15 protein-coding genes and 1 tRNA gene are annotated in these 11535 nt (G+C 53.4%); 9 read left to right on the top strand and 7 right to left on the bottom strand.

The genetic code is table 11. The annotated features are described in order from the left end of the window. Positions 1-200, top strand: a 200-nt coding sequence (locus WC370_11090; GenBank protein MFA5310007.1) for an oligopeptide/dipeptide ABC transporter ATP-binding protein, incomplete at its 5' end; no start/stop codon positions are given. 94 nt (positions 201-294) lie between these two features. Here WC370_11090 and WC370_11085 read toward each other — a convergent pair. Beyond that, the gene (locus WC370_11085) at positions 295-1191 is read right to left on the bottom strand and encodes an effector binding domain-containing protein (GenBank protein MFA5310006.1); all 897 of its coding nucleotides are present in this window, start codon (positions 1189-1191) and stop codon (positions 295-297) included. A gap of 232 nt (positions 1192-1423) precedes the next feature. Between WC370_11085 and WC370_11080 the strand changes: the two genes are divergently transcribed. Continuing rightward, positions 1424-2536, top strand: a complete 1113-nt coding sequence (locus WC370_11080) for an aminopeptidase (GenBank protein ID MFA5310005.1) — start codon at positions 1424-1426, stop codon at positions 2534-2536. A 246-nt stretch (positions 2537-2782) separates the two neighbouring features. Here WC370_11080 and WC370_11075 read toward each other — a convergent pair whose 3' ends face one another. The 4 genes from WC370_11075 to WC370_11060 all read right to left on the bottom strand — a co-directional run bounded on the left by WC370_11075 (position 2783) and on the right by WC370_11060 (position 4852). Beyond that, entirely contained in the window at positions 2783-3310 is a 528-nt protein-coding gene (locus tag WC370_11075) for a hypothetical protein (protein MFA5310004.1), read from the bottom strand. A gap of 300 nt (positions 3311-3610) precedes the next feature. Beyond that, the gene (locus WC370_11070; GenBank protein MFA5310003.1) at positions 3611-4153 is read right to left on the bottom strand and encodes a hypothetical protein; all 543 of its coding nucleotides are present in this window, start codon (positions 4151-4153) and stop codon (positions 3611-3613) included. Positions 4154-4182: 29 nt separating this feature from the next. Next, the gene (locus WC370_11065; GenBank protein MFA5310002.1) at positions 4183-4419 is read right to left on the bottom strand and encodes a hypothetical protein; all 237 of its coding nucleotides are present in this window, start codon (positions 4417-4419) and stop codon (positions 4183-4185) included. 356 nt (positions 4420-4775) lie between these two features. Further along, a tRNA-Val gene (locus WC370_11060) sits at positions 4776-4852 on the bottom strand. A gap of 173 nt (positions 4853-5025) precedes the next feature. On the opposite strand from WC370_11060, the gene WC370_11055 reads away from it, so the two are divergent. The 6 genes from WC370_11055 (at position 5026) to WC370_11030 (ending at position 8686) form a co-directional block, all read left to right on the top strand. Further along, positions 5026-5817 carry an electron transfer flavoprotein subunit beta/FixA family protein gene (locus tag WC370_11055; GenBank protein MFA5310001.1) on the top strand — a complete coding sequence of 264 codons (792 nt, stop codon included), beginning with the start codon at positions 5026-5028 and terminating at the stop codon, positions 5815-5817. A gap of 15 nt (positions 5818-5832) precedes the next feature. Further along, positions 5833-6750 (top strand): YafY family protein, encoded by a 918-nt coding sequence (locus WC370_11050; GenBank protein ID MFA5310000.1) that lies wholly within the window; start codon positions 5833-5835, stop codon positions 6748-6750. Positions 6751-6819: 69 nt separating this feature from the next. Then, entirely contained in the window at positions 6820-6972 is a 153-nt protein-coding gene (locus tag WC370_11045; GenBank protein ID MFA5309999.1) for a hypothetical protein, read from the top strand. A gap of 1 nt (position 6973) precedes the next feature. Beyond that, complete coding sequence (locus WC370_11040) at positions 6974-7471, top strand: GyrI-like domain-containing protein (protein ID MFA5309998.1); 498 nt, start codon at positions 6974-6976, stop codon at positions 7469-7471. Next, complete coding sequence (locus WC370_11035; GenBank protein MFA5309997.1) at positions 7468-8028, top strand: hypothetical protein; 561 nt, start codon at positions 7468-7470, stop codon at positions 8026-8028. The genes WC370_11040 and WC370_11035 overlap by 4 nt, the downstream gene beginning before the upstream one ends. A gap of 46 nt (positions 8029-8074) precedes the next feature. After that, positions 8075-8686, top strand: coding sequence for a uracil-DNA glycosylase family protein (locus WC370_11030; protein MFA5309996.1), 612 nt, complete (start codon positions 8075-8077; stop codon positions 8684-8686). 1 nt (position 8687) lies between these two features. On the opposite strand, the gene WC370_11025 is transcribed toward WC370_11030, so the two are convergent. Further along, a complete protein-coding gene (locus WC370_11025) occupies positions 8688-9623 on the bottom strand; it encodes a LysR family transcriptional regulator (protein MFA5309995.1) in 936 nt (311 codons plus the stop codon). Positions 9624-9969: 346 nt separating this feature from the next. Here WC370_11025 and WC370_11020 point away from each other — a divergent pair, with 346 nt between their 5' ends. After that, positions 9970-11307, top strand: a complete 1338-nt coding sequence (locus tag WC370_11020; protein ID MFA5309994.1) for a uroporphyrinogen decarboxylase family protein — start codon at positions 9970-9972, stop codon at positions 11305-11307. Between the two features lie 132 nt (positions 11308-11439). Here WC370_11020 and WC370_11015 read toward each other — a convergent pair. Then, positions 11440-11535, bottom strand: a 96-nt coding sequence (locus WC370_11015) for an IS3 family transposase (GenBank protein ID MFA5309993.1), incomplete at its 5' end; no start/stop codon positions are given.

The raw sequence follows: 11535 nt of genomic DNA, 5'->3' as shown, positions 1-11535 counted from the left end.
CCGTGCCCATCGCCGACCCCTTTGTGGAGGAGACCCGGGAGCGCATTATCCTCAAGGGCGAGGTGCCCAGCCCCCTTAACCCCCCGCCGGGCTGCGCCTTCCACCCCCGCTGCTTCATGGCCATGCCCGAGTGCGCCCAGTCCGTGCCGGAGCTCCGCACCATCTCCCCCGGCCACCAGGTCGCCTGCATTCGGGTGTAATAGATGCCTCTGCGCACCCCCAGATACAGTGGCATAAAACAATAAACCCCCGGATGTTTGAATTTCCGGAGGTTTACTGCATGGTCGCTCGCGGTCAGTGCTTTTTTAACGGAATGTAGATATCCATCTGCGCCATACCCTTGTTTTCCCAGGGGTGGTCTCTTTCGTCGTAGTACTCGAAATCGTACCGCTTTTCGTCGAACGCGTACCCGGACGCGGGCAGCCAGCTATCGAAGATTTTTTTCCACATGTCCCTGACGGTCTGGCTGTATTTTTCTTCTGCCACGAGCGGCGTGGTGAATTTGGCGTACGTTCCGCCCGGCATCTTCATCTCGTGCATGTCCGACTCTTTTGTAACCAGGTCTTCGGGGTTATCCACGCCCACGCCGAGCAGGTACGTAAACTCGCTGGTTTCCGGATTGATATCGTAGCATACGGCATACTCGGTGTGCCTGGATTTGTTGAAAAGGTTATGAAGTCGGGTGAGGTCATCCGCATAATCCAGGTTGATGGTTTCCCAGTACAGCGGGATATCGTGGGTAAATTTGACGTTGGGCATTTTATGCCGTCCGGGAAAACCGACCACGGTGAAAGGCTTTAGTTCGACTATTTCCTGCTGCATTAATTTGCCTCCTGTTATCATACTTTTAAGTTCCGGTAGTTCCATCCTCGTCGGCCGACTTGTGATGGCGTGAATGCGGTAGAGAGACGGGGGATACCCGAAGCATTTTTTAAAGGCTTTGGTAAAACCGGCATGTGTTTCAAAGCCGTATTTCACCGCCACATCGATTATTTTCTCCCCACAGGAGAGGTCGTACAGCGCGTACTGGAGCTTGCGGCGGGTGATATAAGCCATCAAGGTGATGCCGGCGGCCCGGGAAAACTTGCGGTTGAAATGAAAGGCGGAATAACCGATTTCCCCGGCCAGCCCCGGCGGGGTTAATCTTTCCGTGATGCGGTTATCGATAATGTCCAGTACTGTCTGTATCATCCGGCCGTCTTCCCAATCTCCAGTTAAGCGTTGATATCCAGATTATAGCAAGCCCGGACCCGGAATGCTTTTCCTGTAGTGCGGTGTTATGGGAGTATGTTTAAGGCGGGGAAAAGGGGCGGGGCTGTTTGTTACTTGTATCTTGGTCATTGCGGCGGGAATTTGTTGCCATTCGTTTTTAAGTGATAAAATATGGCCGGTGCCATCGTTTTTACTTAAGGAGGACCATTCCATGGCGGATTTGCGCGTAGAAAAGCTGGCGGACCTGCTGGTCAATTATTCCGTGGCGGTTAAACCCGGTGATAAGGTAGCTATCCAGGGGGAATACACGGCGGAGCCGCTGCATAAAGCCGTTTTTATCAAGGTATTGCAGGCCGGCGGGCACCCCTTTTTACAAACCTCCCCGAACGGCATCGACGAGTTGATCTACCGGTATGCCTCCGATGAGCAAATCAGACACCTGCCGCCTCCCGCCAAACTGTTGACTGACACCTATGATGTGCGGATTTATATAGCCGCCGAAGACAACACCAAAGCCCTCACCAATGTAGACCCCGCTAAATTGGTAGCGCGCCAGCAGTCCCGCACCGAGCTGCGTAAAACTATGCTGAACAGGTCCGCGCGCGGAGAATTGCGCTGGACTTATGCGATGTTCCCCACCAATGCCTATGCCCAGGATGCGGAGATGAGCCTGGACGAATATGAGGACTTTGTATATTCCGCCTGCCTGGGAGATATGAACGACCCCATCGGCTACTGGAAACGTTTCTCCGCCCGGCAGCAGAAGGTGGTGGACTGGCTGAAGGGCAAGAAAAACATCCATGTTACCGCCCCGGAGACCGACCTCACCTTCAGCATTGCCAGCCGTAAATTTATTAACTGTGACGGACATCAGAACATGCCGGATGGAGAAGTTTTTACCGGACCGGTGGAGGACAGTATGAACGGGCATGTCTATTTCTCCTACCCTACTATTGAAAACGGGCACGAAGTAGAGGGCATCCGACTCTGGTTTGAAAACGGCAAAGCCGTCAAGGCTGCCGCGGCCAAGAACGAGGAGTTTTTAATAAAAACGCTGGACACGGATGAAGGCGCCCGGCGCGTGGGTGAATTCGCTTTCGGCAATAACCAGGGCATCACCAGGATTACCAAACAAATCCTCTTTGACGAGAAAATTGGCGGCAGTTTCCACATGGCTCTGGGGGCCGGCTACCCTGAAACCGGCGCCAAAAACGAATCGGCGATTCACTGGGATATGATTTGCGATATGAGGCAAGGCGGGGAAGTTACCGTTGACGGCCAGCTGCTCTACAAAAACGGGCAATTCGTGATTCCGCTGGAGTAACAGCATATCAGTTAAAACCGGGGGCGGGGCAGTTTGTTACTTGCCTGCCCGCCGGAGCTCCAGCGCAGGCTGGTCACTTGTATCTTGGTTATCGGGGCGGGGCAAAGAAGCGGGGCACGGATGGTGGGCGGTACTGTACGATAGACAGAACCTTTGAACTGGCTTTCAGCTTGACGGAATAGAATACACAACCTACTTTATTGTTTATTGCTTTTTTCTGTAATTCTTTTGGTAAGATATAGTGCCTTACTTAATAGAAGAAAGAGAATAGTCCTCGTTTTCAGTAGGGTAATAACTGAAAATAGTGTGATAAGTGGGGTCGGGGCCTTTTACATCGGCGGTCAGGTAACAGGCCTGCTTGAAGGTGGTGTTATCCGTGGTAAGATTGGCCAGGAATGCTAATGTAAAGTCGTCTACGTAATCCAGCTTGACGCTGCCGGTCCAGCCGCAGTAAAACAGCGCCCCCTGACTGATGAAGGACTCCGCCATGTCCGGGGTTATTAGGCTCAAACAACCCATCATGATGATGACGGACTTGTTAAAGCGGCCTTCCCCGTATTTGGTAAGATAGTCCGCCGAAACAGCGAAAAATTCCGGGTTGTTTTCATCCAGACATGCAGGCATCACCTGTCCGGCCAGCTGGTGGGAAACGTATTTAGTCTTGTCATACGGTTCGTTGGTGAAGAGGTAAGTGGTGCCGTTATCCTCGGTAGTCCCCGGTTTCATCGTGGAATGTACCCGGAAGATGATCAGGTGATAATCTTTAGCGGCCAATTTCCGGTAGAATTCAACGTTAATTTGGTCGCCTTGAATTACGTCAACCGAAAACCCAGCGTCCTCCAAAAGCCGGGTAGCTTCTCCTACGAATTGCTCGTTAGGGTAGAGGGCGTCTAGTTGGTCGATGATAACGGTTTTATAGTCCCTGCTGTCCTTCGGTCCGGAACAAGATAATACGACACATAATACTATCAAACATAACGTAATTATTGTGAAAATGTGTTTCATTAGATTTAAAAAGAAGCAATAAACAATTATTTGGTGATATTAGCCGAGATATGGTTATAATGAAAGAATTTATGGTAAAAGTTTAAAAGTGTCAAAAACATGTTTAAAAATTTCCCGGGCCGGTTTTTCATTGTCCGGGAGATAGGACACTCCGAGGTTCCAAAGTCGTCCGTTATAGATAAAAACAGAACCTGTACCGTAGAAAATTGTTTCATGCCAGTTAAGGCGAGCCGTGAATAATTCGCACGGTATCCCGGATATTTTTCCCTTAGAGCGTTCCAGTACTTTTTCAATACAATACGAATCATCAGACAACATATTGTTCACCACCGCCTCAACGTCTGTTTCCGAGGCGGTTGGTTGCCGGACTGTCAGGTGTATCTGAACCCGGGAAGTATCAGAAACATTATTGGTTAATTCCAGGGTGTTCATTGCTTCCTGAAAATTATAGCCGGACCGGATAGTGACACTAAAATTATCCGGGTATTCAAAGGAATAATGGTCATTGGTTTCCAATTCTTGATAAGACTTATAGCTAATACCATGAACACAGCCTTGCATGAATGAAGTGAATAAGGTCAAGCACAATATGATTATTGTTATCGTTTTCAACACTTGAATACCTTTAAAAATTTCTTACATTACATGGTGGTACGTTGACCAATCAGGAAAACCAATTGCCAACCGCGAATAGGCAAACTCGTATTGACTAGAATGTCGAGCGTGAAATTGGCGCTATTCTCTACCTCCAAGCAAGCAGGAGAAACGCTTATCGATGGATTATCGGCCTGAGCGTGACCGGTTGGGAGGAGAGAAGCGAAGAGGGCTATCATTATGATAATGACGGCCACATTGACTTTACCGACAATATTTTTCAATATTTATTGACTCTCCTATATATACGACATGTATATAATCCGCGCATAATACGTTATCTACACCTACCTTACGCCGGTAATGTTTGGAAAATGTCACGCCGATGTTAAATGTTAATGTGTATTATGTTAATAAATTGTGAATAACGCTTGAAGTCGGGAAAGGAGCCGGTTGCGGATTAGTGAAAAATGTGCTAGTTCTTGAAATTTAACCTTATGAGTGTTTGTGGAATAGAACGTGTCTGGGAAAGTACGATTACAGACATTAATGTGTTGACAGGTGCAATCAAATACACTTTCCCCATACCTCCAGACAATCATGAGGAAGAAGGGTTAGGAGTTCTGCCTACTGTACGGTATGGTGGGCGGTACAGGGTTCGAACCTGTGACCTCCAGTGTGTGATACTGACGCTCTAACCAGCTGAGCTAACCGCCCGCGGGATGACCGCCTCTAAATTCTAAGGAATAATCCGCTTAAAATCAAGCCTCTCCCGGTATTTTTGCTCTTTTTCTACGTAAATGTTGACGCTTTAACGCAAAACAGGCTATTATTTGGCGGAATCGGACTGAACCGCCGCTTTCCTTTATTCTTAACACGAGGGGATATCAATGCTCAATATCATCGTCTGTATCAAGGTAGTGACCGATCCCGAGGCGCCGGCCTCCACCTTCAAAATCGACCCCGCCGGAAAGCGCGTCCTCCCCGGCCAGGGTGTGCCGCCGGTACTGAACCCCTATGATGAAAACGCCCTGGAAGCCGCCCTGAAAATCAAGGACGGGCAGCCGGCCAGGATAACCGTCCTGAGCGCGGGCAAGACCATCCCCAAAGCGGTTATCAAGAAAAGCCTGGCGGTGGGCGCGGACGACCTTATCGTTATCGAGGACGAAGCGCTGGAGGATATAGACAGCAGCGGCGCCGCGGCTATCCTGGCAGCGGCGGTAAAAAAGGCGGGCGCGTTCGAACTTGTTCTTACCGGGCGCATGGCGGCGGACACTAACGCCGGGCAGGTGGGAACGGGCCTGGCGGAGCTGCTCGGCCTGCCCGTTATCACGGACGCCCGTAAAATAGAGGTCGGGGACGGCCGGGTGATAGCCGAGCGTGTCAAAGGGGACGGCTTTGACGTTATTGAAACCCCCCTCCCCTGCCTGGTTACCGTCAGCCACGAGCTGGGCGAGCTGCGCCAGGCCAACATCAAGGGCCTGATGGCGGCGCAAAAACAGCCCTTCACCGCCTGGAAAGTCGCCGACCTTGCTATCGACACGGCGGCGGGGCGGCGAAGCTATACGCAGCGGCTTTTCATCCCGGAAAGAAAAGTGGACTGTGAGTTCCTGCCCGGTGAAACGCCGGAGGAAGCCGGGGCGAACCTGGCGGTCAGGCTCAAGGAAACCGGCAAGATATAACATGCTGCGGCAACGATGAAAATCAACCGGCTGCTGGAAATCACCCTGATTCTCCTCAATAAAAAGACCGTCACCGCCGCTGATCTGGCGGCGCGGTTCGGGGTATCTACCCGGACTATTTACCGGGATATCGACGAGCTTTCCGCGGCCGGTGTGCCTGTTTTTGCCAGCAAAGGCAGCGGCGGCGGCATTTCCCTGCTGGATAACTACGCCATCAATAAGGCCCTGCTCAACGAGCACGAGCGGGACAGCCTGCTGCTTGCCCTCAAGACGCTCCAGGCCACCAAGTACCCGGAAATAGACGCCATCCTGGAGAAAATCGGGGCGGTATTCAAGAAAGCCGCGGCGGCGGACTGGGTGCATATCGAGTTCTCGCCGTGGGGCAGCGGCCCCAACGAGGAAAACAAGTTCCTGGACATCAAGCGCGCCATCCTCGAATGCCGGGTGGTGGCGTTCGACTATATTAACGCGGATGGCATTTTGAGTCGGCGCGCCATTGAGCCGATGCTGCTGCTGTTTAAAAGCCAGGCGTGGTATGTCTGGGGCTATTGCCGAACGCGGCGGGACTTCCGCACCTTCCGCATCTCGCGCATCCGGCGCCTGAACGTTACCGGGGAAAGCTTTACCCGCCGCCCGCCGGGGAGCGCTAAAGAGGAAGAGCCGGAGATAATGCTCCGGCAACCCGTTACGCTCAAGCTCAGGTTCCGGCCGGAGCATCTTTACCGCGTCTATGACGACTACGATGAGCGGCGCATCACCCGCAACGCGGACGGAACCTATGATGTTACCGTTACCTTCCCGGAGGACGAATGGGTCTACGGCTATATAATGTCGTTCGGGAATTACGTGGAGGTGCTGGAGCCGCCGCACATCCGGGAAATCGTCCGCGACCGACTCCAAAAGGCCGTGGATTTTTACCAAAACCCCCGCTAATATGACACGCTGTTGTCTGATTTATCTGGTAGGATTAAGCAGGATACCGAATAAATCAGGAGGCGGAAAATGGACGTTAAATACGTGGAAAAAGCCCCAAAAGGCAAGGCGTGCCGGGACTGCAAACACTTCCAGGACGAAGGCGGCGGCATGGGCAAGTGCTTCGGCCACGAGGTGCTGGCGGCGGGCGGCTGCAATATGTTCGAGGCGAAGGCTGAATAACATGGAAAAAGAAAATCAGGCACAGCCCAAGATGATTACCGGGGAGGCTTTCCTGGTGGCGGGGGTGACGGGCAGCGGTGATGAGACCGCCAGGGTCTGGGAAGCCTTTATGAAAATCAGCAGGATGAGCCCGCTCAAGAACCAGGCGGGCGAAGAAGGCTATGAAGTCCGCCTCTACCCGGCGGAGGGGCCGGGCAAAATATACGCGGGGGTGCGGGTGGATAGCCCCACCGTCCCCCCGGAGTACCAGGTTATCCACCTGCCGGCGGCTGAATACGCCGAGTTCGAGATATACCCCGGCCGGGGCTATGAAAGCTCCAACGCACGGATGAACGACTGGCTGCAGGCCAACGCCGGCGCCTATAAAGAAGCGCTGCTGGACGGTATGCACTACGCCATCGAGGTATATGATAAGAGATACAAAGGGGACAAAGACCCGCAGTCCGTGGTGGGATGCCGGGTGCCGATTCAGAAAGTAGAAAAAGGGAAGAACAAATGACAGCTAAAACGTTAGGACAAATCCAGGAACTGGGCGGGCGCGTAGAGGAGTTTGCCGGCGCCAACGCGCGCGAAAAGGTGATGGAAGGCAGCGATAAAATAACTAAATCTACCGACAAGGCCAAGGCAGCTTTGTGGATGAAAGAAGCCATCGACCGCCTTGACATGTGTGTACCCGGAGAAAAAGGCGCACGAATCATGACCGCCTGCGGCCACAGCTGCATCGCCCATAACAGCGGCCTGGCGAGAGGCTTAAAAAACAGGCGACTAAAACACGCCTCTGAACAGGCGTTCCTCGAAGCGGAAGTGAAAAAACCGGTCAAAGGCATATGCCTGGAACTAAATGGCAAAACACTGGTGCAGTACTACACACCCCATACCTACAGCACGCCGCGGCGATGCTTTTGCAGCCTGATGAACGCTCTCCCGGAAGGCGTTAACGCTTCACCAACTTACTGCCGGTGCTCGCGCGGCTTTGTGGAAAAGTACTGGGAAGGCGCTCTCGGCCGCCCGGTGGAGGTGGAGGTTAAAGCAACGGCGCTATCGGGCGCGGACTAATGCAAATTCATTATTCATTTATAAAATTCATGAGGGAGGGGCAGCCATGAAAGTCAGCGACATTTTAAAGTGCAAGGACTTCCCCTGCGCGGGCGCGGCTAAAAACAGTTACAGCGTGCCGCCGGCAGAAATCGACCCCGCTAAAATAAAGATACTGATGGTCACGGAAGCCCCACCCAATAACCCCGCCGACTTTTTTTACGCGGCGGGCAGCCCGTTCTATTTACAAACTACGCTCCAGGCTTTCCGGGAGGCCGGGGCGGAGGTGACTGATATGCAGGATATCCTGGATTTGGGCGTCTATATCACCACCGCCGTCAAGTGCGGCAAGACACAGTACACCGTCTCCCCGGACGCCCTGAAAAACTGCGCCGCCCTGCTGGAACAAGAAATAGCTTTGTTTCCCGGCGTCAAGGTCTTCCTGCTTGGCGGGGACGTGGCCATCAGGATGATGAACGCCATCTGGAAAAAGCAGACGGGCAAGAGGGTGGTGCCGGCCGGACCCACCTATAAAATCAGGGGGCAACAGTACTTTTTTGAAAATAAGAGAGTGCTGCCCTCTTACACGCCGGCGGGTAAAAACTTCCTGATTGAAAAGTCCAAGCGGCGCATGGTGGCCGACGATATCCGCGAGGCGCTGGAGCTGGCGCGGGAGTGAATCAGTTCATTGATGCCGATACCGGCGTTTTGTTCTGTTTGTTTTCCAGCTCCTGCCGCACCAGCGCGATGAACTTTTCCGCCATGGGGTGGCGGGGGGCGTCGGCGCGTAAAAGCGCTTCCACTCCCACGTAAATATCGCCGGAAAGCGGCAGTATTTTAAGTCGTCCCTCGGCAATCGGCTTTTCCACGCTGCGGATATGGTGCAGGCCCACCCCCTCCCCCTTTTCCACCAGGTTTATCCCCCACTCGGAGCTGTTCACCTCCACCACTATTGGTGAAGGCATATGGCAGCCCCCGGTGCGGAGCCGCTTTAAAATAATGCGCCGCGTGGCGGATGTCTCCGGCCCCAGTATCAAGGGATAGCCGCAAAGGTTCACGAAAGCCAGGTGCGGCCGCTGGGCGATGGCGCTGGACGGTGAAGCCACCAGCACCAGTTGCTCCTGCTGTGACAGGGGGATGCACTTGAGCTTGGGATTGCCGTACTCGGCGCTGACCACGATACCCAGATCTATCTCCGAGTTGAGGACGGCCTCGGCAATCTCGAAGGAAGAGGCGCCCCGGATAACCAGCCGCACGTGGGAGTTGTTTTTCTCGAAAGCCGCCGCCGCTGACGCCAGGCAGGTGCTGAAGGTGGTGGAAATGCCCACGCGCAGGCTGTCCTGCTTGAGGTTATCCAGGTATTTTTCCGCCCCGTTCATCTGGTGATAGATCTCGGTGACGTAATGGTACAGTCCCTCTCCGGCCTGGGTCAGGAACACTTTCTGCTTCTTGACGTCCAGCAGTTTGAGCCCGACGTTGCGCTCCAGCGACCGTATATGGTAGGTAACGGTGGGCTGCGTCAGGCACAGCTTATCCGCCGCGGCGGTGATGCTTTGTTCACTGGCGACATAGTAAAAGACGATGAGGCTATGCAGGTCCAGTTTAGAAGGCGCCATATTTCCCAACCTCTCCCGCTGGATTTGGTATGACCGCCGTACCCGCGGAAAATACCCTTTTTCCCAATCCTTCGGCTGCCAAGTAAACGGAGTGTTCTCTATAATATCATAGATAAAATTGTAATGCAATACATTGACTGCCGTGGTATTTTTTATCCCGGCGGATACGTCATTATCCCCGCCGTATCTGTAAAAGCTGAATCACCCGCCTGATTTGCCCGGTGCCGCCGCTTGCATTTTTTCCCTCAAATAGCTAATATGTGGTGAATCTAAGCCAAGCTTTTCCCCCGTAAAAGGGCGGGAGCATAAAATAAAGTCCTATAGGGACGATACTCAGGAGGTAAAAATGACAGCTGAATGGAAAAACATGACCCCGGATGAAAGACAGGAGGCGATGTTCGCCAAATGGATCTCTCCTGACGGCGCTAAATACGCCAGCCCCCAGGCAGAAAAAGACTACAAGGCCAGGGCCACCCGCATCAAGGACGCCATCCAGATGAAGAAAAAACCGGATAGGGTGCCGCTGTTCATTCTCCCCAGCTTCTGGCCCGCCACCTATGTCGGGCTCACGCCGAAGGACGTTATGTACGACTATGACAAGAACAGTATGGCCTATAAAAAATTCATCGTGGACTTCAAGCCGGACGGGCACCTCGGCGCCGCCACGCCGGGGCCGGGCAAATTCTTCGACGTGATGGACTACAAGCTTTATTCCTGGCCGGGACACGGCGTCAAACCGGAAGCGTCCTACCAGGCCAATGAAGGCGAATACATGCTGGCGGACGAGTATGATGATTTGATTGAAGACCCGTCCAACTACTTCTATAAAGCCTATTTACCCCGCGTCTTCGGGGCGCTGGAGCCTTTCCGGCAGATACCCACCGTTACCGGCATCCTGGAGATGTACGGCGTGGCTTTAAGCTTTATCCCCTTCGGGCTGCCGCCCGTCCAGGCCGCCTACCAGACGCTTTTGAAAGCCGGTGAAGAGTCCCTGAAATACGCCGGTTCCCTGGGCGCTTTCGGGGCGGATATCATGGCGCAGGGATACCCCACCATCGTGGCCGGGTATTCCAAGGCTCCATTCGACGTTATCGGCGATACCCTGCGGGGCACCAAGGGCGTCATCATGGATATGTACCGCCAGCCGGACAAGCTCCTCAAGGCGCTGGATATCATGACGCCCATCATGATTAAAATGGGCGTGAACTCCGCCAAGTCCGCCGGAAATCCGTTCATCTTCATGCCCCTGCACAAGGGCGGCGACGGCTTCCTCTCCGATACGCAGTATAAGAAATTCTACTGGCCTTCATTCAGAAAAGTGCTGCTGGGCCTTATCGATGAAGGGGTGGTGCCGCTGCCGGCCGCCGAAGGCGGCTATAACCAGCGCCTCGATGTTATCAAGGACATCCCCAAGGGCAAGACCTGCTGGATTTTCGATGACACGGATATGGCCAAAGCCAAGCAGACCATCGGGCAGGTAGCCTGTATCGCCGGGAACGTACCCTCCGGCATGTTGAACCTGGGCACGCCCAAGACGGTCGACGACTACATTAAGAAGCTGATTAATGACTGCGCGGGCGGCGGCGGGTACATCGTCAGCAACGGCGCTTTCTTCGACGAGGCCAAGGTGGAAAACGTCCACGCTATGACTGACGCCACCCTGAAATACGGCGTCTATAAGTAGTAACAACGGTACCGTTCAATAAATACGGTTTTGCGGCAGCTCCGTTAGTGGCGGGACTGCCCCGGGATAACCGCAACGCCAAAAGAAAGAGGGGGGCTTTCTGAAGTGACCCCCAAAAGCTAGACACTTTTATTATAGGGCAAAAAGGGCTTGTTGTCTGTGAATAGCAGGTGGCAAGCCCTTTAACTTTATCTTGATACGTCGGTTGTTGTAGTAGTCCATATAGTT

Source organism: Dehalococcoidales bacterium (assembly GCA_041652735.1).
Lineage (GTDB): Bacteria > Chloroflexota > Dehalococcoidia > Dehalococcoidales > RBG-16-60-22 > RBG-13-51-18.
The sequence above is the reverse complement of the archived record's forward strand: the minus strand, read 5'-3'. Positions and strand labels throughout refer to the sequence as shown.